The organism is Rhodococcus sp. ARC_M6, assembly GCF_022810305.1.
GTDB lineage: Bacteria > Actinomycetota > Actinomycetes > Mycobacteriales > Mycobacteriaceae > Rhodococcus_F.
Genome location: NZ_JALGQH010000029.1, coordinates 1 through 24,201, shown reverse-complemented (window position 1 = coordinate 24,201; position 24,201 = coordinate 1). Strand labels below are relative to the sequence as shown.

Sequence of the window (24,201 nt, the reverse complement as noted above, 5' to 3'; positions counted from 1 at the left end):
ACGCTCTGGAGGCACTGTGACCGACCGTTTTCCGCAAGTCGAACTGACGGATCTTCCCGAGGATATCTCGACGAAAATTCTTGAAATCCAAGAAAAGTCAGGTTTTGTTCCCAATGTCTTCCTGATGTTCGCGCGTCGTCCGGCGGAGTTCCGGGCGTTCTTCGCCTATCACGACGCGATTATGCTCAAGGACGACTCAGCGCTCACCAAGGGTGACCGCGAGATGATCGTCACTGCGATCTCTGCGGCTAACAAATGTACGTACTGCGTTGTGGCGCATGGTGCGATCCTGCGGATCTACGAGAAGAAGCCGCTTGTCGCCGATCAAGTTGCAGTCAATTATCGAACTGCCGACATTTCGGACCGTCAACGTGCGATGCTCGACTTCGCTACCAAGGTCAACGCCGCTTCGCATGAGATCGCCGACTCTGATTTTGATGCACTGCGTGAGCACGGCTTCAGTGACGAGGATGCCTGGGACATCGCCGCTGTCACTGCGTTCTTCGGTCTTAGTAACAGGATGGCCAGCTTCTCCGGAATGCTGCCGAATCCGGAGTTTTACCTGATGGGACGCATTCCCCGATCCTGATGTGGCAGCGGTCGTGCCCTCCCTCAAAGTTATCGGACCAACCGGTCGTAACGCTTTTGTATTTCCTGGCGAAGTAAAGGTTGTCCATGCCGGAAATGCCGTCTTCGTAAAGAGGACTGAAAGGTTGTGCGAATGTCGGAGAAATCCGTTGCCAATTCTCGGAGGGTCCGCGCTGCGGCCGTCGGAGCTGTTCTCGCGCTCGGAGTGGCGGTAGGTGGTTCGGGCATAGCGTTGGCGGAGCCTGATGCCACCTGCACACCGAGTGCGGAGACACCCTGCGACAGTGAACCGACGCCCGGCGCCGATGCGGGAACCGGAACGACACCGGTAGATACCGAGACTGCGACACCCAAGGCTGCCGACGGTGCACCGGTCGCAGAAGCCGGCGACAAGGACGCCGCAGCTATCGCGGAGGCGGAAGCCAAGGCCAAAGCCGCCGCCGATGCAGCCAAGACGGCTGCCGACGAGGCAGCAAAGGCAGGGGAGGGCTCGACTGCCGCGACTGACACGTCAGCGAAGGCGACTGACGCGATGACACAGGCAAGCGTCGAGGCAACCAAAGCCGCCGTGGAGTCGACTCAGGCCAAGGAGCAGGCCGTGACGGCCGAGCAGGCTGCCAAGGTAGCGGAAGACGCCGCCAAGACGGCGGCTAGTTCTGCTGTGGAGGCCAAGCAAGCTGCGGAGGCGGCGCAGGCGAAGGCTGATGAGGCTGCAGCCAACGCAGCGAAACTCGAAGAGGCTGCGAAGGCCGGCGATGGAACCAAGATCGCGGAAGCCGAGAAGGCCCGGGCAGAGGCAATCGCACTGCAGGGTAAGGCTGACGAGGCGAAGGCTGCGGTGGATGCCAACACGAAGCTGGTCGAGGACAAAAACAAGGAAGCTGAAGAGGCCGCCAAGAAGTGGGATTTCGCGAAGGCAGCTGCAGCCAAGGCTGAAGCTCTGAAGGCGGCCTGGAATTCCAAGAAGCTCGCCGTCGCAGCTAAGGAAACGCAGAAGGCTGCTGCCGACGCCGAAGCCGCGGCTAAAACCGCTGAGTCGGACGCGGCGGACGAAGTAAAGGTCGCTGCGGATGCACGGAAGGCGGCGGACGACGCAGAAGCAGCTTCCGTCGCAGCCAAGCAGGCAGCTGAGGACGCCAAGGCTGCCGCAGAAAAGGCGCAAGCTGACGCCGACGCAGCCGGGGAGTCTGCGATAGATAAGCGAGCCGACGCCGATGCCAAGGCCAAGGTGGCAGCGGAGAAGGCAGCAGCTGCCGCGGCCGCGAGCCAAAAGGCGCAGGATCTCTACATCGAGGCAGACAAAGCCAAAGCCGCTGCCGATGCGGCAGCCGCTGCAGCCAAGGCGGCTCAGGCCGCGGCAACTGCGGCGCAGGGCGAGTCGGACGCTGCGAAGAAGGCCCTCGACGATCTGAAAGCGAAGGCCGACAAGGATATCGAGAACGGAACCGGTATCGGTAACGACGTCGTTATCGGCGACAAGACGACCGATGGTTCGGGTGTCACGAAGGTCGACGACACGACAGCGGTAGTCGACAAGACGGGGGTAAAGCTGGTCGGTTACTACAACAACAAGGGCGCATTCGACGTCGTCGATTACTACGTCACCGATGCTGAGGGAGACCAGGCACTCGCGGGTGGACTGCCGCCGGTTGACCTTGCGCTCGGTGATTCCTCGAGTAGCGGTGGCGTGAGCGTTCCGCTGGTTCTGGCCGGCGTCGGAGTTGTGGGCGTGGCTGCAGCAGCCGGAACAGTGGTCATTCGTCGTAAGCGCGGCGGCACTGCTTCCTAAATGCCGCCACCTGATGGCGGTGGCGGCGCTGGCAATCCTGGTGCCAGGCTGCTCGGGCGTCGGGGCAGGGTTGCTGCCGGATCGTTCGCCGGTGGAGTCGCACATTGCGGCTCCACCGGCGTCTACGACTGTCGAACCGGCGGAACCTGACCACATCGAGCTGCGATCACCCGACGGAGTGACCTATCTGAGCAGTCCACTGCACCCCGAGAAATTGATGCGGGGAGGGGAGAGTGGGCAGCAATTGAACCCGGTGGACGAGCTTCCGGTGTGGTGGGGCGAAAGCGGAATGCCGGGCACCTCGGCTACACAAACCGTCGTGGTGGTCGGACACAACTACTCCACGAGAGTTGCCCCGTTCCGGGCTTTGGGCGTGGTTGAACCCGGTGACCGCGTTGTGTTGAGTACGTCGGCCGGTGTGCTGGAGTACTCCGTCGAGACGGCTGGTCCACTGCACAAGGGGACTCTGCTGGGGGTGCATGAGTTGCGCGACTCGGTTGCCGGGCGCTTGATCCTCGCCAATTGCGATGTCCGTGATGGGGAGCCGACTGACGACAACTACATAGTGGTCGCTCAGTTGGTGGGGTCCTGACCTGGACATAGAACACCGAGACATAAAACTATGGCCCGTAAGTTGCGAGTGAATCGCAACTTACGGGCCATCTTTGTAGCGGGGACAGGATTTGAACCTGCGACCTCTGGGTTATGAGCCCAGCGAGCTACCGAGCTGCTCCACCCCGCGTCGGTGTAAAACCAACAGTACACGACTTCGGGAGGTGCAATTACCACTCCCGGTTCAGCTCCCCGAGTGAGCGCTTTCGGCGTAGTACCCGCGGATGTGGCTGGTGATCCGCTCACGGGCGAGGTGCGGGTCTCGGGCCTGGATTGCTTCCACCAGTCCACGGTGCTCGTGCCGCAGGCGTGAGCAGGTAGTCGGCCAGGAATCGAGTTGCACTCCGGCGAGCACGTAGGCCTCGATGGACTCGCGCAGGCCGGCCATCATCGCAGCGACAACCTGGTTGCCCGCGGCATCTGCCATTGCGACGTGAAACTGGGCGTCGAGAATGAGGAACTCGTCTGCGGTGAGGTCGAGGTTCTCCATGGAGTCGAGCAGTTCGACGGCACTACCGAGGTCCGGTGTGGGCTGCAAGCGGGCAAGTGTCGCCATGACCTCGGCTTCGAGAACCAAACGCGTCTTTACGACGTCGGAAACCGGAAAGCCTTGTGCTGCAACCTGCATGCGCATCAGCATGGTCATGCCGCCGGTGGGTCGGGCGACGATCATGGCACCCGACGTCGGGCCGGATCCCGTCTGCGCCTTGAGAAGTCCGAGTGCTTCCATGACGCGCAACGCCTCCCGCACGGAGGAGCGGCCGACACCGAGTTCTGCTGCAAGGATGCGTTCACCGGGAAGACGCTGACCCGGGCGGACCTCACCCGACGTCAGCCTCTTCTCCAGGTGGCTCAGAACTTGTTCCCACGCGCGTGGACTCGAATCGGAGGGCATGAGCCAAGAGCCTAGGTGGCGCCTACGGGAGCATCCACGACAGGACAGGTGTGGACTGCAGATACACCAGCGTGCACAGGATGAGCAGCATGGCGAGGCTGTATCCGATGACCTTGCGCAGCAGGATGGGTTCGCTGCCGATCTGGCCGACTGCCGTGGCGGCGATCGTGAGGTTCTGAGGGCTCACGAGTTTGCCGACGACGCCGCCGGAGGTATTGGCAGCCACCAACAGGGTCGGGTCGATACCTGCCGTTTGGCCGGCGACCTGCTGCAGTTTGGCGAACAGTGCATTCGCGGACGTGTCCGAGCCAGTCACGGCGGTGCCCAGCCAACCCAGAATCGGGGAGAAGAACGCGAAGGCCGCACCGGTGCCGGCCAGCCAGGTGCCGATCGACACTGTCTGTCCTGATTGGTTCATGACGTAACTCAGGCCGAGCACCGTGGCGACGGTAGCAATGGCAAGGCGCATCTTGACGACGGTGGCTCCGAAGGTCGCCACCGACCGTCTCGGAGTCAGCGGGAACCGGCCGTCGTGTGTCCAGAATCCGTACACAGCCGTGACGATGACACCGCAGATCAACAGCAGTGTGCCGGGATTCGAGAGCCAGGAGAACGTGTAGATCGCGCTCGACGAGGGATCGCCGGTGCCCGTCAGCAAGTTTCCGTACAGTCCCGGCCATTCGATCCTGCGGTCGGTCCTGCTCAACCAGCCGGCGAGGTCGAACCCTGCAGTCCACAGCTTGGCGACGCCGAATACCACGACAACCAGGAGGTACGGGAACAGTGCCATGAAGGTTCGCGGTGCGCCGAGGTGCTCGGGTTCGACCTTGGATCGCTGATCGTCAGGCGTCTTGGGGTGCCAGAAACGAAGCATGACGACGGCCGCTGCGAGTCCGGCAAGTGAAGCGACCACGTCGGTGAGTTCGTACGAGAAATGGCTGGAGCACCAGAACTGGGCGAAGGCGAATACCGCGCCGGTGACCAGAGCGATGGGCCAGACCTGCTTCAGGCCGCGTTTGCCGTCGACCAGGAACAGGAGCAAGAGGGGGACGAACAGCGCGAGAATGGGGGTTTGCCGTCCGACAACAGCGGCGATCTCGGTGGCCGGAATGCCGGTCAGGTTTCCGGCAGTGGTGATCGGAATTGCCATGGCGCCGAAGGCAACCGGTGCAGTGTTGGCAACCAGGACGGTCACAGCGGCACGAATCGGCGGCATGCCGAGAGCAATGAGCATTGCGCCGGTAATAGCTACCGGTGCGCCGAAACCGGCCAGGGCTTCGAGCATTCCGCCGAAACAGAACGCGATAAGCATGGCTTGCACTCGCATGTCGCCGCGTCCGACGGTATTGAATACGCGTCGTAGATCCTCGAAACGTCCACTGGCTACGGTTAATTCGTAGAACCAGATTGCGGTAACGACGATCCACATCACCGGGAAAAGTCCGAAGGTGATTCCTTGGAGCGCAGACAGTGCAGTCAGTGACGTGGGCATGTCGAAACCGACGACAGCGACGACTGCTGCGACGGCCAATGCGCCGAGTCCGGAGTACCACGCCTTGAGTTTGAAGCCGGCGAGCAGGACGAAGAACGTCGCCAAGGGTAGAAGCCCGACGAGCGCAGACGCGGTCAACGACCCGCCGATCGCGGTGGTGGACGGCGTGAAACTCACCGCGAGTAATTCGGTAGCCACAAGTATCTCCTGACGACGGCACCGCCGAGGTCAGCGGTTGCAATGACGGTCTGTGTGGTCGGACCACAGGAACGTACACCATGACCCGGCTCACAATCGAGTGTTGTGCGAATTTTTCTATTTTTCGGGGTATTCCGGTTACCTAGGCCCCTGACCGTGCTTTACTGTGGTCTGACCACATCGACAGATTGCGGAGATCACATGCGCGTCGCACTGTTCGCCACCTGTATCGGGGACACGATGTTCCCCGACGCGGCCAAGGCCACGGCCCTCCTGCTCACCAGGCTCGGGCACGACGTCGTGTTTCCGTCCGGGCAGACATGCTGCGGGCAGATGCACGTCAACACCGGCTATCAGCCGGAAGCGTTGCCGTTGGTTGCGAACTACGCCGACACATTCGGCGACATCTCGATCGATGCCGTCGTCGCTCCGTCCGGATCGTGTGTGGGCTCGGTTCGTCATCAGCACGAGATCGTTGCCGAGCGATACGGAACTGCATCTCTGTGCGGGCAAGTGAAGACGGTGAAAGCGAAGACGTACGAGCTCTCCGAGTTTCTGGTGGATGTCCTCGGCGTCACCGATGTCGGTGCGTACTTCCCCCATCGCGTCACCTATCACCCGACCTGTCACTCGCTACGCATGTTGAGAGTGGGAGACAAGCCGTTGCAGTTGCTGCGTAACGTGCGTGACATCGATCTGGTGGAACTCCCCGAAGCGGATTCCTGCTGCGGATTCGGCGGCACCTTCGCGATCAAGAATGCCGAAACCTCGACGGCCATGTTGGCCGACAAGATTCGCCATGTTGCCGATACCGGAGCAGAGTTTTGCAGCGCGGGAGACTCGTCGTGTCTCATGCACATCGGCGGTGGTCTGTCGCGGTTGCAGATGGGTACCAAGACCATTCACCTCGCGGAAATCCTGGCATCGGTGGAAAGTCGGGTGCACGCATGAGTACCGTGACGTTGGGATTGCCCAGCTTCCCGCCGCGTTCGCCCGAAGGGGCAGGATTCCTCCGCGGCACCGAAAAATTTCCCGCCGCTGCGCATCACGAGTTGGCGAATGCTCAATTGCGACGCAACATCGGCAAAGCCACACACACCATCCGGGCCAAGCGGATTCACGTGACCGGCGAGCTACCCGACTGGGAAGAGTTGCGCGACGCGGGGTCTGCGATCAAGACCGATGTCATGGCGAGGTTGCCGGAACTGCTCGAACAATTCGAAGCTGCAGTTATCGCACGCGGCGGCATGGTTCACTGGGCAGCAGATGCCAACGAGGCCAATGCAATTGTGACCGAACTGGTCAAGGCGACCGGCTCCGATGAAGTCATCAAGGTCAAATCGATGGCAACGCAGGAAATTGGACTCAACGAGCACCTCGAGACGCAGGGCATCACGGCCTACGAAACAGACCTCGCCGAACTGATCGTCCAACTCGGCCACGACAAACCGTCGCACATCCTCGTGCCGGCGATCCACCGCAATCGCTCGGAGATCCGGGAAATCTTCCTCCGCGAAATGCCCGACGTGGATCCGGAACTCGGCGACAACCCGGCGGAACTTGCTGCCGCTGCCCGAAAGTTCTTGCGCCACAAATTCATGACTACACCGGTCGCGATTTCGGGTGCCAACTTCGGGATCGCCGACACCGGAACACTCACAGTCGTCGAATCCGAGGGCAACGGTCGAATGTGCCTCACACTGCCGAAGACCCTGATCACGGTGATGGGGATCGAGAAGATCCTGCCGACGTATCAGGATCTCGAAGTCTTTCTTCAACTGCTGCCGCGATCCTCGACGGGTGAGCGAATGAATCCGTACACCTCGCTGTGGACCGGCGTCACGCCCGGCGACGGGCCTCAGGAGTTCCACCTTGTGCTCCTCGACAACGGGCGCACCGCAGCACTGGCCGACAAGATCGGCCGCGAAGCACTCAACTGCATCCGCTGCTCGGCATGCCTGAACGTGTGCCCGGTCTATGAGCGCACGGGCGGCCACGCGTACGGATCGACCTATCCGGGGCCGATCGGTGCTGTGCTGACACCACAATTGGCGGGCATGCACGGCAAGGACGACCCGAACTCGACGCTTCCGTTCGCGTCGACGCTGTGCGGGGCCTGCTTCGACGCGTGCCCTGTCAAGATCGACATCCCGTCGCTGCTGGTGGAACTGCGTCATCAGAAGGTTGAGCAATCCGGTCTTACCGCAGAGGCTTTGGCGATGAAGGCCGCGTCGTACGCGATGTCGTCGTCGACGCGGTGGACGGCCGCGCAGAAGGCTGCGGGGCTGGGCCGCATCGTGGCCGGTAAGAAGGGAAAGATCTCGACGCTCCCGCCGCCATTGAACGGTTGGACCGCAGCTCGGGACATTCCGGCACCGCCCAAACAAACATTTCGGTCCTGGTGGGACTCCGACGAAGGCCGCGCGGCACTGGATCAGGCGCGCCGCGGAGCGCATCCAGACAGCGAGGGGAAGGCAGAGAAGTGAATTCACGTGATCTGGTGCTCGGACGCATTCGGGATGCGATTGTCTTGGCTCCACCGACAGCCGGAATCCCGGGAGCGACAGTCGAGATGGAAATCCCGCGAAACTACCGCACCGGCAGAACGCTTCCCGATATCGAACGTATCGAACTTTTTGTCGATCGGTTGGTGGATTACAAGGCGTCCGTCCACCTGTGCGCCGCAACAGCTATCGCGGAAACGATTGCTGACATTCTTGCTGCCAACTCATTGAAGGTCGTCGGAATCCCGGCCGGCCTGGACCGGTCGTGGGTAGCAGATTTCTACGACGAGCTGGTCGTAGACAGTTCGGACGTGCCCGCTCCCGAACTCGAGAAGTTGGATGCGGTGATTACCGGATCGGCGGTGTCCTGCGCCGAGACCGGCACCATCTTTCTTGATGCCGGCCCGGATCAGGGACGTCGTGCGTTGACGCTCGTGCCGGACACACACATCTGCGTGGTCTTTCGCGAGAGCGTGGAAGTCGGTGTGCCGGAAGCGATGGCAATGCTGACACCGGAGCGGCCCACCACCATGATCAGCGGGCCGTCGGCCACCTCCGACATCGAATTGGAGCGAGTCGAAGGTGTCCACGGCCCGCGCAATCTGCACGTCGTGATCGTCAGCTAGCTCAGTCCAAGTCGCCGAATTCTCCGCCGACTACCGCACGTTTGATGGCTTCGCGGAGTCGAGGGCAGTCCCGCATCCCGGCGATATTGTGGACGGCGGTGTCGGGACCGCTCAATTCGGTGCAGCGGGCGAGAGTATCCGCATCCCACTGCACCGTCGTGTGGTGCCAACTGTTCTTCTCGACAGTGACGCTGCCGGAGCAAGTCCCGCACGTGATCTGCGCGGCGCTGCTCACACTCGTGCCGCCATGTTATCGGCAACCTCTTGGCGCCAAGCCTCGACCGGGCGGGTGGTGTCGAGTTCGAATTCGAAGCGGTCCACCATGTCCGGGGTGATGTCGGCGACGTCGACGTAGAACTGCTCGTACCACCGACGCAATTGGTACACCGGTCCGTCTTCGTCGCACAGAAGCGGATTGTCGATGCGGGCCTTGTTCTTCCAGATTTCGACGTCCTGCTCGAAACCGGTGCTGATGAACCCGCTCATGCTCTCAGCCATATTGGTCGCCGCGGCGCCGTCGAGATGCTCGGAGTTCTTGACGATGACTCCGTATGTCAACACAAACGAGTTCGCGTCGATCGGGTAATGGCAGTTGAGCAGAACCGATTCGATATCGAAGTTCTCGTAGTGGTACGTCAACTCGTCGATCATGAACGACGGGCCGTAATACGCTGCCGACGAACTGTTTCCGGACAGCTTCGGTTCACCGGCCGCGGCGGGCCGACGGAAATCGTCGCGGCCAACTCCGTTCATGTACTGAGCGGCCACATGGCCTTCGAAAACATTCTTGAAGAACGTGGGAAATGACTTGTGGATGTAGAAAAAGTGGGCCATGTCGACGTTGTTGTCGATGAGTTCACGGCAGTTGGTGTTGACGACGATCTGCTTGAAGCCCTTCCAGTCCGTCCAACCGTCGGACAATGCGCCGAGAATGCGAGGAGGCGCAACCTCGGGCGGCGGCGGGTTGCCCTCCGGATCGTTGTAGACGAACAACATTCCATCTTGATCGAGCGTCGGCCAGGCGCGGGTTTTCGCTAGTGGAGGTACGCGGCGGGCGTAGGGGATGCCCGTACATTTGCCATTGCCGCCCCAGCGCCAGTCGTGGAACGGACATGCAACCGAATCACCTTTGATTTCACCCTGGGACAAGTCGCCACCCATGTGACGGCAGTACGCGTCCAGGATCTTCAGCTCACCGCTTTCTCCGGCGAAAACGACGAGCTTGGTGCCGAAAGCGTTGATCGAGTGAGGTTTTCCGTCCTTGAACTCACGAGAAAGCCCCAAGCAGTGCCATCCTCGGGCGAATCGAGTGGGCGAGTCCTCGGCAACGATCTCTCGGATCGAATCGTCGGAAACGGGTACTGACGTCGTCATAGGGAGGTTCCTTTTCGTCTAGTTGTTTTCGATTGAATGTGTGAGCGAGTGAGTGATTTGAATGGATCGCAATGAGGGGAGAACGGTCAGATCGCGGCAGCGAGGTCGTCGGCTGCCTTCCTGACCAGCGGTGCGACGCGGTCGAGATGAACCTTCCCGGCCTCACCTGCGACGCACAGTGATACCACTGCGCCGTCGTGAGTCCGTATCGCACAACCTAAACTGGTACCTCTTCCGGAACCGAACCCGGGGATCTTGTGGTTCGCTTGATATGCGATGCCGTGCGATGTGCGGATGCGCGCAAGTTCGGCATGTAAGGCCTGCAATTTCTTGGGGCCGTCGAAATCTGTAGAGGCAAGATTCTTCTCGATCATCGGATCGACTTCTTCCGGCGCGAGCATGGCAAGCATGGAGCGTCCACCGACTCCTCGGTGCGCGGGAAATTTTGTACCGACGCGTGAGCGAAATACACGGGCGAGGGGGCCGCCCATCTTGTCCAGGAAGTACTCGTGTCCGCCGTGTAGAACTCCGAGATGTATCACCGTGTCAGTTCGAAGATAAAGTTCGTGAATGATGTCGTTGGCCGCGATCCGCACATGTGCTTGCGCCACTTCCGGTCCGACGGTGCCCAGTGCCCGAGGGCCGAGACGGTAGTCGCCGTCGTGTTTCATGAGCCAATCGCGTTCCACCATCTCTACAAGAATCCGGTGAGTAGTAGAGCGCGGCAACCCGGTTCGAGATGCCAGTTTTTCGAGATTGAGTCGCTCGTTCGGTGAGGTGTATGCGTCGACGATCGAGGTCACTCGACCAAGCATGGATTCTCGAGTCGGTCGCTTGACCTCGGCAGATGTGACGGTTGCATTCACGGCTGATTGTCCTCACCTGCGTCGGAGACAGGAGTTACCTGCCGCTGTCTGACCACAGTGGCAGTGACGTGGGACACGTTCAATTTTCAGTCCCGGTGGGCGGACGCTATTGCTGGTTCCATGCCGCAGTGTGCTCCACCGGATGCTCAGTTCTCCGGGACAGTGCGTCCGGGATCGACCATGAGGTGGCCGCTGAAGTTGTCGGCCAAGTCCAGCAGTGAGTAATCGCGGAAGGCCGAATGCGCCGGAAGTGGAGCCAGTAGTCCATAGGGTCTGGATCGAGAGACGGTTCATCTCGACTCATCTCGACTATCGGGAAAACATGTTGGATTGGGCAGTGCTGCGGTGACCATGAGTGGTGAACGAGACCAACTCGGGTGGAGAAGGATGTGGACAGTCGATGCAGAACGAGCAATATGACGTCGTGGTTGTCGGTTCGGGCGGCGGCGGATTGTGTGCCGCGTACACCGCTGCCCGAGAAGGTCTGCGTACCATACTGATCGAGGCGTCGGACGTATTCGGTGGAACGACCGCCTACTCGGGCGGCGGCATGTGGTTCCCCTGCAACGCAGTATTGCGACGGTCCGGTGACGACGACACCCTCGACGACGCACGAACCTATTTCCAGGCCGTAGTCGGTGACCGAACTCCGAAAGACCTGCAGGAAAGCTACCTTCGGACCGGTTCGGTCTTGGTCGACTACCTCGAACTCGACGACGCCTTAGCCTTCGAAGTGCTCCCGTGGCCCGACTATTTCGGCAATGCGCCGAAAGCGCGTGCGGGTGGGCGCCACATCATTCCGGCCCCACTCGACGCCGAGGTATTGGGTGATCTGCGGCAGAGTCTGCGACCACCTCTGGGCGCCGATCGGTTGGGCCTTCCACTTCCAACCGCGATAACCGGCGGCCAAGCACTGATCGGCCGGTTCCTGCTGGCTGCGCAGGCTGTTGGTGCCGAGTTGCGCGCCAATGCCGAGTTTCAGGACTATCTCGTCGAAGACGGCGCGGTGGTGGGCGTCGTGGTGTCGGTGGAGGGGGAGCGGCGAACTATTCGCGCCGAGCGCGGAGTGATTATCGCTGCCGGTGGTTTTGAGCAGAGCGCCGAGATGCGCACTCGATTCGGTGTTCCCGGAGCCGTCGAAGGCTCGATGGGCGCTCCTGCCAACACCGGAATACCGATCCGTGCGGGCATCGACATCGGTGCCGACGTCGATCTGATGGGCGAGGCCTGGTGGTCACCGGGACTGACGCATCCTGACGGTAGATCGGCATTCTCACTGTGTTTCACCGGCGGTATTTTCGTCGATGCGAACGGACACCGATTCGTCAACGAGTCGGCGCCCTACGACAGACTCGGCCGCGAAGTCATTGCGGCAATGGGCCACGGGACAGTGGATCTGCCGTTCTGGATGATCTACGACGATCGTGAGGGACTGGTTCCTCCGGTGAAGGCATCCACTCAGCCAATGGTCGATTCTGCTGCCTACGTTGACGCTGGGTTATGGCAAACCGCAGACACGTTGGAGGAACTTGCGCAGAAGATCGGCGTCGACGAGAAGGTACTCCCGGGGACCATCGCACGTTTCAACATGTTTGCGGAGTCCGGAAACGATGAAGATTTCGATCGTGGAAACGAACCTTACGATCGTGCATTCACCGGAGGTAAGTCGCCGATGGCTTCGATCACCAAAGGCCCGTTCCATGCTGCGGCATTCGGCTTGTCCGACCTCGGGACCAAAGGTGGGCTTCGAACGGACTCGAATGCCCGTGTCCTCGACTCCGATTCTCGGGTGATTCCCGGACTGTATGCCGCCGGCAATTCGATGGCAGCGGTCAGTGGCACCGTCTATCCCGGTGGCGGAAATCCGATCGGGGCCAGCATGGTCTTCGGATTTCTTGCGGCCAAGGACGCGGCTTCGCGCTGACCTTCCGTTGGGCGGGAACAGATCACCGGCGTTCACGACGCGCCGCTAGCGTGCTGGTCATGACACAACTTTTGGCAGGCAAGGTCGTTTTCATCACCGGTGCGGCGCGGGGTCAGGGCCGCCACCACGCAGTGCGGGTGGCACGTGAGGGCGCGAACGTCATCGCCGTCGACGTGTGCGCACCTGTGTCCGCGGACGTTGGATACGCGGCGTCGACGGAAGCGGATCTCGAAGAAACCGCCCGACTCGTACGAGCAGAAGGACGCGAGATCTTCACCGCCGTTGCGGATGTGCGTGACCTCGAGGCGCTGCGCGTCGCCGTGGCAGCCGGCGTCGAAAAGTTCGGTCGCCTCGACGTCGTGATCGCGAATGCGGGTATCGCGACGTGGGGCCGCTTCTGGGAGATGCCGGAAGAGCAGTGGTCGACGCTGGTCGATATCAACCTCAATGGCGTCTGGCGCACCATGACGGCCGCGGTTCCCGCAATGATCGAGGCCGGGAACGGCGGGTCCATCGTGATCGTCAGCAGCGCTGCGGGCGTCGCGGCAGCACCGGGTTGCGCGCATTACTCCGCTGCCAAGCACGGTCTGGTCGGACTGGCACGTACTGCAGCAACCGAGTTGGGCGCCTACGACATTCGTGTCAACAGCATCCACCCCGGAGCTGTGGAAACCGAGATGGGTAACGACCCCAACGTCGGAAAAATTCTCACCGAGCACCCCGAGTACATGAGCACCTACTCCTGGCCGCTCACCTCCGTGAGGCGCACCAACGTCGAAGACATCTCGAACGCCGTGATGTACCTCGCGACGGATCTCTCGCGCGCCGTCACCGGAACGAAGATCGTCATCGATATGGGCCAGACGATGGCTTGAGATTTAGAGCAAGTTGAACTGCGCCACCTCGATGGCGTTTTCCACTGCTTCGGACAATGCGCGGATGCGTTCGTCGGCGCCTGGCGAGGTCAACATCGCCAGGCGATCGGCGTCGCCCATCGGGAGGCTGCGAGCCAGGGCGTAGAGCCGAGATCCCAGTGGATCCAAAGGTGAAGGTGGGACAGGCATTCGGGGAGATGGTTCTCCGGCCCGCAATGCGACCTTGCCCAGCATCCCGTACATGAAGTCGATACGCTCGAGTAGAGAGTCGTATTCGTAGGCGGTAACCGGGGTTCCGTTGTTCTCGTCCGGCCACAGCTCTATCTCGGCCAGCGGATACGGATCGTCCGGCAGCCAGCGATTGACCCGAATGCGGTCCTCGGTGCGGCAGAACAACTGGTACCGTCCCGCGCCCATCGCGACGTGGGATTCGATACGCGCGAGAGTGCCGACGTCGTGGCGTGATTCGCCGCCGCCCACCTCGTGCCCGCGGGCGATGAGCACAACTCCGAACAATGGGCCGTCGGCAGCCTCGAGTACGTTTTCTACCAGCGCTCGGTAGCGCGGTTCGAAGATGTTGAGGGGCAACACCTCTCCCGGCAGCATTGCGGTTCCGAGCGGAAACATGGGGAATATGGGCATCAGGGGATTCTCAACCTCGGGATCGGAGGGGCGGGAAAATCGCCGGGGCGATCGATTTCTGCGAGCAAATGCTCGGACCAGACCAAGAGGCCGGGGATGTCCAGACCGTGTGGGCTTTCTACCTCGTAGAGCCTGATGCGATTGTGTCCTTGGGCTAAGAGGGAAGCCGCGCCTTTGGAGTTCCCGCGCAGCAGGTGTGTCAGGCCGACGGCCAATTGGGCCAATCCCTGCCACAGGTTGCGCTCCTCGTCGGGTGCGTTCTTCCACGCGCCTTCGAGGATCTCATGTGCGTGAAACGGCATACCGTGGTCGAGGAGTCGCTGTGCTTCGGTGATCGCCTCGTCGGGTGGCAACCTCAGGTCGTCGGGAATCCGCGGAACACCATCCGCCGAGTCGCGCGGCAATGGGCGGCCCAGACCGTCGCGCGGCCGCGCGTTGAGAGGTTTTCCGGTGTCGTCCCGGTCCCGTTCGGACATAAACTTCACCCTAGCGTTAGCAGACGTACAGACGCCCCAAAAGTTTTCGGGTCGGCTGTCGATTCGGGGCACATCCGTTCGTCGTCATGTTGTAAGCAAGAAAACCAACAGACCAAGGAGCCAGCCATGAAGTACATGTTGTTGATCTACACCGCGCCCGGTGGCGACACCGAACCACAGTGCACGTTCGAGGACTGGCAGCTCTACGACAAGGAGATGAAGGACGCCGGCGTGTGGGTGTCCGGTGACGCCCTTGCTGATCTGAGCACCACGACGACGGTTCGGGTCTCGCAGTCCGGGGAAAAGACCGTCACCGACGGGCCATTTGCCGAAACCCGCGAAATCCTCGGTGGCTACGACGTCATCGATGTACCTGATCTGGACGCGGCGCTGGCCTGGGCTGCGCGTTGCCCCGGGGCCCGCGACGGCGGAAGCGTCGAAGTTCGTCCGTTGGCCGGATTTGGGGACTGATTCGACGTGGACGAGCAGGCCGGGACCTCGGTCGAGTCCGTGTTCCGGGAGGAACGCGGACGGCTGCTGGCCTCGCTCGTCCGCCGTTTCGGTGATCTTGATCTGGCCGAGGAAGTCACCTCGGACGCTATCGAAGCTGCCCTGGTTCACTGGCCGGTGGACGGAGTGCCCGCCAAACCGGGTGCGTGGCTGTTGACGACGGCGCGTCGCAAGGCTGTTGATCGACTTCGGCGTGACCAGGCGTATGCGGCACGTTTGGCGGTATTGCAGCTGGATGCTGATCGAGCCGATCCAGCACCACCTCATACCGACGGTGAGCTGCCGGACGAACGATTGCAACTGTTCTTCACCTGCTCGCACCCGGCTCTCGCCGAAGATGACCGGATCGCACTCACCTTGCGCTGCCTCGGCGGGTTGACGACGCCCGAAGTGGCCCGGGCGTTTCTGGTGCCGTCGGCGACGATGGCGCAGCGGATTGTTCGAGCGAAGAAGAAGATCCGCGAGGCCAGGATTCCGTTCCGAACTCCAAGCGTCGACGAACTGCCCGAGCGTCTGCCGGGTGTTCTTCAGGTGATTTATTCGGTGTTCACCGAGGGCTACGCCGCCAGTTCCGGTCCGGACTTGCAGCGCGTCGACTTGGCCGTGGAGGCCATCCGGTTGGCGCGAATCTTGCGCGGGTTGCTTCCCGACCAGCGCGAGATTGCCGGGCTACTTGCGCTGATGCTTTTGGTACACGCGAGACGGGATACGCGAACGGATTCGAGTGGCGGCATCGTGTTGCTCGAAGATCAGGACCGTGAGTGTTGGGATCGGTCGATGATCGAAGAAGGCAGCGATCTGGTTGTTGTTGCACTGACGGGGGGAGCGCCGGGGCCGTACGGCGTGCAAGCCGCGATCGCAGCACTGCACGATGAGGCAGCGGACGTGGACAGCACGGATTGGCCTCAGATCTGTGCGTTGTACGGAGTGCTTCTGACACTGACACCCTCGCCGGTGGTGGCGGTGAATCACGCTGTCGCAGTGGCGATGCGCGATGGTGCGGCAGTGGGTCTGGCAGCTTTGGACGAGTTGTCCGAGGAGCCGAAACTTGCCGACTATCACCCCTATCATCTCGCGCGCGGCGAACTGTTGGCCCGGTTGGGTCGAACTGACGCAGCAGTATCGGCCTATCAGCGGGCGCTGAATGTGGTTGGCAGTGAACCGGAACGGGCGTTCTTGGAGCGACGACTCGCCGAGACAGTAGCGGACTGATGGACTGGTCAAAAGCTTGAAGCGTCGCGGGTACGGCGAAGCACTCGACGGGATTCCACGACATGACTGATACCCGCGTCTACCTTCCCGACGGGATCGACCTGGTGCAGTGCAGTCCGTCGTCAATCGGATGGCTGACGACACCCCGATTGTTACACCATCGACCGCCACGCATCCGAGTGCGACGGATATTCCGTCGCCATTGACCTCTACTGGAAGGACTGCCCGACGGAAGGCGTTGAGCTGCTCATGGCTAGTGCGACGATCTTGCGCGACCTGCTGACGTCGGAGCTGGGCATCGAGGCCCGGACCGAACATGAAGTGATCGGACGCCAGGGCGTAGAGCGTTCAGCCAGAGCTGCGGCCGCGCCCGAAACCTCGGCGAAGCGGCGGCCGGGGAGCAACAAGTTCTTGACCGACTACCCCCTGAAGGATGTGACAGTCGGCCGGCGTTTCGGTGGCAGACCTGAAGGCTCCGGTCGTTGGCAGCGCATCCCGAATTTGGGTGTCCTATGGACCGACGACAAAGAGTCCCTGCAACTCGGCTGGCTCGACGACTCAGACCACCCCGCAGCAAATGCTCTGGCATGGCGACTCATACACATGGCCCTCGACGACATGACCGCGACCGATGCCTTCGACCTCGCTGTTCGCGAGAACCCCCAATATCCGATCGTGCATGGTGATCTCGCGGGCCGCGGCGAAGACAACTTCTGGAACTGACCGAATTCCCTGACGGTTGAAGGGCAGACGCATCAGCTGTACCTGGGAAATTCACTCGTCTCTCGCGAATCCAACCGATACCGTTCGTCGGATGGCTGACACCGCAGTGTGTTTGGCGCGATGCCACAGACGCAGCGGATGTGACGAAGCCCCCAACCAGCCAGGTTGAGGGTTTCGATTGACTATTCGGATCGTCGCTGATCGAGCGGCGTGCTTTCGTCGTTCAGGGTCGGCCGTTGTTCCAAGCCACCGCGAACTCGTCGTTCGCGCTCGGCGGCAGCTTTCCGCTCACCCGCATCAGCGAGGCTTCGCTGACGTGATTCCACTCACTGCCCAATATTGGCGATGCAGTCAGGATCGACAGAATGTAGTCGGACCGTTTCTGCGCCGCTTCCGGCGTCGCGAAGACCTCAATGACCACACCAGAGTCGTTACTCAGGTCGGTTGACTGCGCCCGGGCATCTTGCAGTAGCGCCGCGCTCGTGTACCCGTTGGGTCGGCCGATCAGATTGTCAGGGTCGTTCGACTCGGTGCAGGTAATGACAGTTACGACTTCAGGAACTTTGGCCTTGATCGCGTTTGCCAAATCTGTCGCGTTTACCGTGACAGGCTGAGCTGGTTCCGCGTCGATTCTCGACAGCAACGCTCTCGTCACATGCCCGGTGAACCATCCACGAATTTACTAGCTGGGTCCGGGATTCGGCCGATCTGGTAGTGCCGGCCGGGCCGTATTGATTCTGGTTTCGTGTGCGCAGGTTCGGTGTTCGATTCCCCGATTGCGCTGTCGGCCATGGTGTTCGCGTTGACGGGCGAGCATCACGGCGCAGCTGTTGTGCTCCCGTGTCCGGTGAGAGTGGCGCTCTGGTCGATCGCGATCACCGACACCGAATTACTTCCCCAGTTGGCGACGTAGGCGCGGGTGCCGTCCGGGGTGATTGCCACCCCGACCGGAAAACTTCCGCCGGCGATGGGTGTGGTGGAGACGGTGCCAGTGGCGGTGTCGATCACCGTCACCGAGTTGCCGTAGTAGTTGGTGACGTAGGCGCGGGTGCCGTCGGGGGTGATCGCTACCCCGACCGGAGATGCGCCTACTCCGAGGGGCGTGGTGGTGAGGGTGATAGTGGCGGTGTCGATCACCGAGATGCCGCCCTTGTTGGTGATGTAGGCGTGGGTGCCGTCGGGGGTGATCGCCACACCCCATGGTTGCGCTCCGACCACAATGGCGGTGACGTCATGGGTGGTCGTGTCGATCGCCGACACCGAATTGCTGCCCTTGTTGGTGATGTAGGCGTGGGTGCCGTCGGGGGTGATCGCCACCCCCCACGGTTGCGCTCCGACCGCGATGGTGGTGGTGACGGTGCCCGTGGCGGTCTCGATCACCGACACCGAATTGCTGAACTCGTTGGTGACGTAGGCGTGGGTGCCGTCGGGGGTGATCGCCACCCCCCACGGTTGCGCTCCGACCGCGATGGTGGTGGTGACGGTGCCCGTGGCGGTCTCGATCACCGACACCGAGTTTCCGTACTGGTTGGTGACGTAGGCGCGGGTGCCGTCGGGGGCGATGGCAGCCCCGACAGGATTCGCGCCGACTCCGATGGTGGTGGTGACGGTGCCCGTTGGGGTCTCGATCACCGACACCGAATTGCCGTAGTAGTTGGTGACGTAGACACCGGTGCCGTCGGGGGTGATCGCCACCCCGTATGGAGACGCGCCGACTACGATCGTGTTGATGATCGTGTCGGCGGCGGCCCGGGAGCGTTGCGTGCGCGGGTTAGGTCGTTCGACGGCGCTGATGGTGCTCCCTTCGGAGGTGCAGTCCACACCCCAGGCAGGTGCGCTTGGCCACAAAAAGTAGCCGACACAAGGAACGGACGAGCAACCGGGTAATGCCGAGAGCTACGGGCTGATCAACCATCAAGCCCATACCATCTGCTGCAGTGGCCTAGCCTTTCGACTAATCAGCGCGTCAAGTCGTCCCTCTTGTCGCCAGCATCTTCAAGGGCTGCTTCGGCGCGCTGACGAGCCCGCTTTCTCAGCACCTCGGCCTGCTCGGATGCGGTCTCGGCCCACTCGTTCTTCTTCTCTAGCGCTAGTTCGGCGAATTCAGTGCCGCGCTTACTCGCCAGTTCGGCGAATTCAGTGCCGCGCTTACTTGCCAGTTCGGCGAATTCAGTGCCGCGCTTACTCGCCAGCTGGGCCAGTTCGGCGCTCCGCTCACGTGCAGTCTCGGCCAGTTCGGAACCACGCTTCTGCGCGACCTCGAGGATGTCCGGGCCACGCTCTTTGACAACGTCGCCGAGTTCGGCAGCACGTGTGCTCGCGATCTCCGCGAACCCGGAACCACGTTCTTTGGCTAGTTCCAGCAAATCCGTGCCGTGTGCTTTCGCTGTTTCGGCGAGGTCGGACCCCCGCCCCGACACCACCGCTAAGGCATGTTCGACGCGATCGCCCGTGTGATCGGTATGCGCGGCGACCAACGGAAGTGCGGCCGAGATCGAAGCTTGCGCCTTCTTGGCAGCGCGACGCCCACGCCAGCCGAGCGACGGTTTTCCCTCCGTGTCGACGGAAGCGATCATCAATCCGCCCAGCAAGCTGACATTCTTGATGAAGTTGCTGCGCTGCGTCGCACGCAACGAAAGATCCGTCTCGTTCCAGAAGTCATGGTTGGCGAGCGTGGTCGGCACCAGGCTGCCGGCGAGTACCAACGAGGCGAGTCGCGGCGCCTTACCGCTGGCCAGCAGCGCGCCGCCACCTATCTGGACGACCGCGTTGATCTTGACGAGAGTTTCCGGATCCGCAGGCACCTTCTGTGTGACTGCTCCGGGCAGCATGTCGACGGATTTGTCGATGAGTGGCGCTGCATTGGCTGCTCGCTGAGCAGGATTGCGCAGGGCATCGATTCCCCCGGCGATGAAGATCGTGGAGAGCAAAGGACGAGCAATTCGACGTACCAGCATATTTTCAATCCTTCCGATGTTGATCTGTCATTCGTCGGTAGCCGACCGATCCCGCAAAACGGTGTGCTCAGCATTGATGGGTCTTCTCGGGTGTGCCGAGTTCCTGTCGAACTTCTTTTCGTACAGGGTTCACCGGAGTTTTCCAGATGTGCCGAAAATCTGCGTCGATGACCGAAACAGAGCGGCGGGAGCTATTGCATGTGCATTGCCCATGAAAAATATGTGGCGATGCAGGGTCTATACGGTGGATCAATACCAGACTTTGCGGCCACCCACTGCGCGACCGGTAGTACCGAGAAGCGTCAAGACTGCACCTGCAACAACCAAGATGATTCCGATCGTCGTCAGAATGCTGATCGAAGTGAAGTAGCCGACCAACGCCAATATGATGCCCAGAACGATCACGGTGAACCCTTTTCTCTCATACGGTTTCCCGATGTACATACCGGTGACTACCGATACGAAATTTTCACGTCGCAGAACACGATACGAGTATGCGGCGCAGGCACCTGTCCCCGTAATTCTCTTGACTACGGGGACAGGTGGGTACTGCTGCTCGTTCTCGTCGCAGAACGCTACCTAGTTGGTGAACTTGTCCTTGATATCGCTTGCGGCGTCGGAGATATCGTCGCCGACCTGCTTGGTCTTACCCGAGACCTGATCCTTGGCGCCTTCGGCGGCGAGGTCGTCGTTGTCGGTCTTGTGGCCGATCTTCTCTTTTGCTTCGCCGAGAAGTTCTTCGCCCTTGTGCTTTGCCTTGTCGATGAAATCGGCCATGGTGATCGTGATCCTTTCGGGAGGGTGTCGATCTATTTTGTTCGTGGATCGGTTGGTGATCGATCCACCGCTCACTCCGCTATCGATGCGCCGTGGGCGCTCTTCTCCAGCGGTACGTGTCAGCGTCGGCCGGTGGCGGCTTTGACGAGGAAGAGCAAGATCACCGCACCGAGTATGCAGGTGAGGAAACTGAAGATCAGGCCGCCGCCGTTGACGTCGACACCGAACAGTTTGAGCAGGAATCCGCCGATCAGGCCGCCGATAATGCCGACGACGATGTTCAGCACGATGCCCATGGAGGCATCGGTTTTCATGATCTTGCTGCCGATCCAGCCGGCGAGTCCGCCGATGATGATCCATCCGATGATGCCTAGTCCGAGCACGAGTGTGTCTCCTTAGATGTAAATAGTGCATGAGCCCGAACCCCTTGGGCGCGAGTCATTCTGGGATGCAAGTCGAGTCGATCGTCGACTTCGTCAGGTTGCGGATCGCTATCGATAGCAGCACCTCGGAGGATCTCGGAGGCGTGTTGCGATACAGGAAACTGTGCCCGTCGAGTCACTGCTGCGCTAAACGGTTGCACATCGACTATTAGATGGACGCGAGAGTCGCGGCGCCGAGCAATGTTCCCATGATGATCGAACCAGCCAGCAACCCTTGCTGCAGTTGGAAGATTCGATATTCGCGGCGCGTCATGATTCCTGAAGTTTCCTCACATATCGACGATGGGGTGTGGGCGGCGGTATCCGGCCGCACCGGCACAACGACGGAGTCAGTTTTGGCGGGCTTTGTCGGCTGCGCCGAGTTCCGTCGAACTGCCTTCGTGCACAAGGCTTCCAACGGAATTCTCCAGATGGGCTCGGATGAACCACTGAAACTTTTCCAGTTGAGCGCTTTGGCTGATCAGCATGTCTTCGGTGATCGGATCGATTTTCCCGACGGAATCTATCGCTGCACGGGTATCGGTGATGAGACCGGTGTAGACGAGATCCAATGCGGCCAGATGCGCCCGTGCGTCATCGCGGCCGACGGAATAATCGTCCCAGGTGCGGTCGGATTCGATGGCGCCGACGGTGCCCTTCGGGGAGTTGCCCAGTGCTGCAATCCTTTCGGCGACGTCGTCGGCGTATCCGCGGACCACATCAACGTGAGGATCGATCATCTCGTGTACGCCGATGAAGTTCGGGCCCACGACATTCCAGTGAATGTGCTTGAGAGTCAGGTGAAGATCGTTGTACGCGCTCAGACGTTCCTGCAGAACTGCGGCAACGTTCGCGCCGTCGTCAGTCTTCAGTCCAGGTACCGTGAATTCGGACATATGTCTTCCTCTCGTCGGGATGGCGAACCGTTCGCGCGGGTGGGCGCGGATAGTTGCGGCATCGTCACCAAAGATCGTTTCCGTCGATTCAGCCGATGCTTGCGGCCAACTCGTCCGTTACCGGGTCCCCGAACATCAAGGCGATTCTCAGCTTGAGTTCAGCAGTGTTCAAGGTGGAACTGGCGGAGGTGATCTCGCCGCTCTGAGCGGGCGGGATGTCGATCGTCGTCATCATGCTCCCGAGTTCAAAAGGGTGTAGTGGCTTACGTATGTGCATTTTCAAGCGCCTTAAATCTATATCAGACGATGCAGATAATTGGCAACACCGGACGAGTGAAAACTGGTGCGAAAACTTGGATTACACGGCGCATTTCGGGCTTTGACCAGCATAAATGCTGAGCTTTATTCGAATTTGGAGGAAGATTTTCCCGCTCGATCGAAAAAAATCTATGTCGCAGGTAATAGATTTAGTGCAGATGGGTGCTAAGGTTGCGTGGTCGCCGATTACGACTGGGAGGTTCACTGCAATGTTGGAACCTCAACCGCGCTCACTGCGCGGTGTGTACGGGATTTCGGTGATGTCGGAACTCTCGGGAGTCGGGCCGCAGACGTTGAGGCTTTACGAGCGACGAGGACTGTTGACGCCGAGGCGCACCGATGGTGGAACGCGCCGCTACAGCGAAGCGGATCTGGTTACGCTGGGGCGTATTACCGAATTGATCGACGACGGGGTCAACTTGGTGGGGGTCAAGTTGATTCTCTCGCTCGAGGCCGAAAACGGAGCCTTGGCCGCGCGGATTGCTCAGTTGAGCGAATCGGTCGACGTTCAGCCCTGATTGCCTAGGCCGCTGACATCAGCTGGGGGTGACGTGTCCGAGCGGCTGATATCGCCGAAGTCAGCGTCGGCGACAATCGTGTTGCCTTTGGCTTCGAGGCGCTCGAGAGCGCAATCGAAAGCATCGATGAGCCATTGATGTGTGGCCTCGGCCAGGAGTTGATCCTGTTCGACATCGGTACTGGATTGAAAGAAGCGAACCAACCACGTGCCGTTGGCATCGGGGTCGTCGGACAAGCCTCGAAGCGTGTTGGTCGCGATAGCGTAGCGGTTGTATTCGAGGTCGACACGGATGGCGTAGTCGTCGGCGATGTTGACGATATTGGCCGGGCGGTGGGTCACCGTTGCCAGCGCGATCAGCGCGTCGTTGTATTTTTCGGAGTACTTCACTGTCAGGGGCATGGCCGACCTATCTGTTCGACGTGGCCGATGCAGCATCGCATGGCTGGGGTGTAGGTGGTCCGTCGCTGCTGCTCGACGGAGAACGGAAATTGATTTTATCCCAGGGGATTTTTCCTCTCGGCTTGGATACCTTCTGGACATGGATCAGCCACGGCTTTACCGGCTGCTGTTATGAGGGCATATTCGCCGGAATAATGCGATAACAGCAACTGTCGGCTCACACAGACGGTCGGTCAACCCGATAACATCGAAGGGGCAGCCTTTGAGATAGAAAAGGGCCGCACCCTTGCGGGGGCGACCCTCTTCTTATGGTCTGTGACTAGACAGTGCGCACATCGGTGGCCTGAGGACCCTTCTGGCCCTGACCAACCTCGAACTCCACCCGCTGGTTCTCCTCCAACGACTTGTAGCCGCTGCCCGAGATCTCAGAGAAGTGAACGAACAGATCCGGTGTTCCGTCGTCCGGAGCGATGAAACCAAAGCCCTTTTCGCCGTTGAACCACTTCACGATGCCCTGCGCCATACAAACTCCCAACAAAATCGATCCGGGTTTCACATCGAAGTCCCGATCTCGATGGCTCTATCCTCCCACGCGGTACAAGCCGG

The 24,201-nt window shown here is 60.8% G+C and carries 29 protein-coding genes and 1 tRNA gene; 12 read left to right on the top strand and 18 right to left on the bottom strand.

The window, feature by feature from the left end; all coding sequences use genetic code 11:
• Positions 1-16: 16 nt before the first annotated feature.
• The 3 genes from MTX36_RS23465 (at position 17) to MTX36_RS23455 (ending at position 2,969) form a co-directional block, all read left to right on the top strand.
• A complete protein-coding gene (locus MTX36_RS23465) occupies positions 17-589 on the top strand; it encodes a peroxidase-related enzyme (protein WP_243622046.1) in 573 nt (190 codons plus the stop codon).
• 132 nt (positions 590-721) lie between these two features.
• Positions 722-2,377: a hypothetical protein gene (locus MTX36_RS23460; protein WP_243622045.1), complete on the top strand. Its 1,656-nt coding sequence runs from the start codon at positions 722-724 to the stop codon at positions 2,375-2,377.
• Between the two features lie 13 nt (positions 2,378-2,390).
• On the top strand, positions 2,391-2,969 hold the full coding sequence (locus MTX36_RS23455) for a sortase domain-bontaining protein (protein ID WP_243622044.1): 579 nt from the start codon (positions 2,391-2,393) through the stop codon (positions 2,967-2,969).
• A gap of 76 nt (positions 2,970-3,045) precedes the next feature.
• Here the strand turns inward: MTX36_RS23455 and MTX36_RS23450 are convergent.
• From MTX36_RS23450 to MTX36_RS23440, 3 genes are all read right to left on the bottom strand, one after another.
• Positions 3,046-3,119 (bottom strand) — tRNA-Met (locus MTX36_RS23450).
• Positions 3,120-3,173: 54 nt separating this feature from the next.
• Positions 3,174-3,884, bottom strand: a complete 711-nt coding sequence (locus MTX36_RS23445) for a FadR/GntR family transcriptional regulator (protein ID WP_243622043.1) — start codon at positions 3,882-3,884, stop codon at positions 3,174-3,176.
• A 22-nt stretch (positions 3,885-3,906) separates the two neighbouring features.
• A complete protein-coding gene (locus tag MTX36_RS23440; RefSeq protein ID WP_243622042.1) occupies positions 3,907-5,574 on the bottom strand; it encodes an L-lactate permease in 1,668 nt (555 codons plus the stop codon).
• A 201-nt stretch (positions 5,575-5,775) separates the two neighbouring features.
• Here MTX36_RS23440 and MTX36_RS23435 point away from each other — a divergent pair, with 201 nt between their 5' ends.
• From MTX36_RS23435 to MTX36_RS23425, 3 genes are read left to right on the top strand one after another with little or no spacing between them, the layout of a single operon-like run.
• Positions 5,776-6,525 carry a (Fe-S)-binding protein gene (locus MTX36_RS23435; protein WP_169635700.1) on the top strand — a complete coding sequence of 250 codons (750 nt, stop codon included), beginning with the start codon at positions 5,776-5,778 and terminating at the stop codon, positions 6,523-6,525.
• Positions 6,522-8,060 carry a LutB/LldF family L-lactate oxidation iron-sulfur protein gene (locus MTX36_RS23430; protein WP_243622041.1) on the top strand — a complete coding sequence of 513 codons (1,539 nt, stop codon included), beginning with the start codon at positions 6,522-6,524 and terminating at the stop codon, positions 8,058-8,060. Before MTX36_RS23435 ends, MTX36_RS23430 begins: the two co-directional genes overlap by 4 nt.
• Positions 8,057-8,704, top strand: coding sequence for an LUD domain-containing protein (locus MTX36_RS23425; protein WP_243622040.1), 648 nt, complete (start codon positions 8,057-8,059; stop codon positions 8,702-8,704). Before MTX36_RS23430 ends, MTX36_RS23425 begins: the two co-directional genes overlap by 4 nt.
• Position 8,705: 1 nt before the next feature.
• Here MTX36_RS23425 and MTX36_RS23420 read toward each other — a convergent pair whose 3' ends face one another.
• The 3 genes from MTX36_RS23420 to MTX36_RS23410 all read right to left on the bottom strand — a co-directional run bounded on the left by MTX36_RS23420 (position 8,706) and on the right by MTX36_RS23410 (position 10,944).
• Positions 8,706-8,939 carry a hypothetical protein gene (locus tag MTX36_RS23420; protein WP_243622039.1) on the bottom strand — a complete coding sequence of 78 codons (234 nt, stop codon included), beginning with the start codon at positions 8,937-8,939 and terminating at the stop codon, positions 8,706-8,708.
• Positions 8,936-10,078, bottom strand: a complete 1,143-nt coding sequence (locus MTX36_RS23415; protein WP_243622038.1) for a Rieske 2Fe-2S domain-containing protein — start codon at positions 10,076-10,078, stop codon at positions 8,936-8,938. The genes MTX36_RS23420 and MTX36_RS23415 overlap by 4 nt, the downstream gene beginning before the upstream one ends.
• A gap of 86 nt (positions 10,079-10,164) precedes the next feature.
• Entirely contained in the window at positions 10,165-10,944 is a 780-nt protein-coding gene (locus MTX36_RS23410) for an IclR family transcriptional regulator (protein WP_243622037.1), read from the bottom strand.
• 400 nt (positions 10,945-11,344) lie between these two features.
• Here MTX36_RS23410 and MTX36_RS23405 point away from each other — a divergent pair, with 400 nt between their 5' ends.
• Positions 11,345-12,868, top strand: a complete 1,524-nt coding sequence (locus tag MTX36_RS23405; RefSeq protein WP_243622036.1) for an FAD-binding protein — start codon at positions 11,345-11,347, stop codon at positions 12,866-12,868.
• A 59-nt stretch (positions 12,869-12,927) separates the two neighbouring features.
• Positions 12,928-13,743 (top strand): mycofactocin-coupled SDR family oxidoreductase, encoded by an 816-nt coding sequence (locus MTX36_RS23400; RefSeq protein ID WP_243622035.1) that lies wholly within the window; start codon positions 12,928-12,930, stop codon positions 13,741-13,743.
• 3 nt (positions 13,744-13,746) lie between these two features.
• On the opposite strand, the gene MTX36_RS23395 is transcribed toward MTX36_RS23400, so the two are convergent.
• A complete protein-coding gene (locus MTX36_RS23395; RefSeq protein WP_243622034.1) occupies positions 13,747-14,385 on the bottom strand; it encodes an LON peptidase substrate-binding domain-containing protein in 639 nt (212 codons plus the stop codon).
• Positions 14,385-14,861, bottom strand: a complete 477-nt coding sequence (locus MTX36_RS23390; RefSeq protein WP_243622033.1) for a DUF309 domain-containing protein — start codon at positions 14,859-14,861, stop codon at positions 14,385-14,387. The genes MTX36_RS23395 and MTX36_RS23390 overlap by 1 nt, the downstream gene beginning before the upstream one ends.
• 126 nt (positions 14,862-14,987) lie before the next feature.
• Here MTX36_RS23390 and MTX36_RS23385 point away from each other — a divergent pair, with 126 nt between their 5' ends.
• From MTX36_RS23385 to MTX36_RS23375, 3 genes are all read left to right on the top strand, one after another.
• The gene (locus tag MTX36_RS23385; protein ID WP_094270263.1) at positions 14,988-15,332 is read left to right on the top strand and encodes a YciI family protein; all 345 of its coding nucleotides are present in this window, start codon (positions 14,988-14,990) and stop codon (positions 15,330-15,332) included.
• Between the two features lie 6 nt (positions 15,333-15,338).
• Positions 15,339-16,583 carry an RNA polymerase sigma factor gene (locus tag MTX36_RS23380; protein WP_243622032.1) on the top strand — a complete coding sequence of 415 codons (1,245 nt, stop codon included), beginning with the start codon at positions 15,339-15,341 and terminating at the stop codon, positions 16,581-16,583.
• Positions 16,584-16,832: 249 nt separating this feature from the next.
• Positions 16,833-17,306 carry a hypothetical protein gene (locus MTX36_RS23375; protein WP_243622031.1) on the top strand — a complete coding sequence of 158 codons (474 nt, stop codon included), beginning with the start codon at positions 16,833-16,835 and terminating at the stop codon, positions 17,304-17,306.
• Between the two features lie 223 nt (positions 17,307-17,529).
• Here the strand turns inward: MTX36_RS23375 and MTX36_RS23370 are convergent, their stop codons facing one another.
• From MTX36_RS23370 to MTX36_RS23335, 8 genes are all read right to left on the bottom strand, one after another.
• Positions 17,530-17,961 (bottom strand): hypothetical protein, encoded by a 432-nt coding sequence (locus tag MTX36_RS23370; protein ID WP_243622030.1) that lies wholly within the window; start codon positions 17,959-17,961, stop codon positions 17,530-17,532.
• A gap of 161 nt (positions 17,962-18,122) precedes the next feature.
• Positions 18,123-19,127 (bottom strand): beta-propeller fold lactonase family protein, encoded by a 1,005-nt coding sequence (locus MTX36_RS23365; RefSeq protein WP_243622029.1) that lies wholly within the window; start codon positions 19,125-19,127, stop codon positions 18,123-18,125.
• 137 nt (positions 19,128-19,264) lie between these two features.
• The gene (locus MTX36_RS23360) at positions 19,265-20,263 is read right to left on the bottom strand and encodes a DoxX family protein (RefSeq protein WP_243622028.1); all 999 of its coding nucleotides are present in this window, start codon (positions 20,261-20,263) and stop codon (positions 19,265-19,267) included.
• A gap of 249 nt (positions 20,264-20,512) precedes the next feature.
• Positions 20,513-20,668: a DUF6131 family protein gene (locus MTX36_RS23355; protein ID WP_243622027.1), complete on the bottom strand. Its 156-nt coding sequence runs from the start codon at positions 20,666-20,668 to the stop codon at positions 20,513-20,515.
• A 174-nt stretch (positions 20,669-20,842) separates the two neighbouring features.
• Positions 20,843-21,040: a CsbD family protein gene (locus MTX36_RS23350; protein WP_243622026.1), complete on the bottom strand. Its 198-nt coding sequence runs from the start codon at positions 21,038-21,040 to the stop codon at positions 20,843-20,845.
• 119 nt (positions 21,041-21,159) lie between these two features.
• Positions 21,160-21,423, bottom strand: coding sequence for a GlsB/YeaQ/YmgE family stress response membrane protein (locus MTX36_RS23345; protein ID WP_243622025.1), 264 nt, complete (start codon positions 21,421-21,423; stop codon positions 21,160-21,162).
• A gap of 389 nt (positions 21,424-21,812) precedes the next feature.
• Positions 21,813-22,358, bottom strand: a complete 546-nt coding sequence (locus MTX36_RS23340) for a Dps family protein (RefSeq protein ID WP_243622024.1) — start codon at positions 22,356-22,358, stop codon at positions 21,813-21,815.
• Positions 22,359-22,446: 88 nt separating this feature from the next.
• Positions 22,447-22,593 (bottom strand): hypothetical protein, encoded by a 147-nt coding sequence (locus MTX36_RS23335; protein ID WP_243622023.1) that lies wholly within the window; start codon positions 22,591-22,593, stop codon positions 22,447-22,449.
• A 292-nt stretch (positions 22,594-22,885) separates the two neighbouring features.
• Here MTX36_RS23335 and MTX36_RS23330 point away from each other — a divergent pair, with 292 nt between their 5' ends.
• Positions 22,886-23,194, top strand: coding sequence for a MerR family transcriptional regulator (locus MTX36_RS23330; RefSeq protein WP_243622022.1), 309 nt, complete (start codon positions 22,886-22,888; stop codon positions 23,192-23,194).
• Here the strand turns inward: MTX36_RS23330 and MTX36_RS23325 are convergent.
• Positions 23,185-23,595, bottom strand: a complete 411-nt coding sequence (locus tag MTX36_RS23325) for a hypothetical protein (protein WP_243622021.1) — start codon at positions 23,593-23,595, stop codon at positions 23,185-23,187. The two genes, MTX36_RS23330 and MTX36_RS23325, sit on opposite strands and share 10 nt — an antisense overlap.
• Positions 23,596-23,914: 319 nt before the next feature.
• Positions 23,915-24,118 (bottom strand): cold-shock protein, encoded by a 204-nt coding sequence (locus MTX36_RS23320; RefSeq protein WP_243621409.1) that lies wholly within the window; start codon positions 24,116-24,118, stop codon positions 23,915-23,917.
• Positions 24,119-24,201 lie beyond the last annotated feature (83 nt).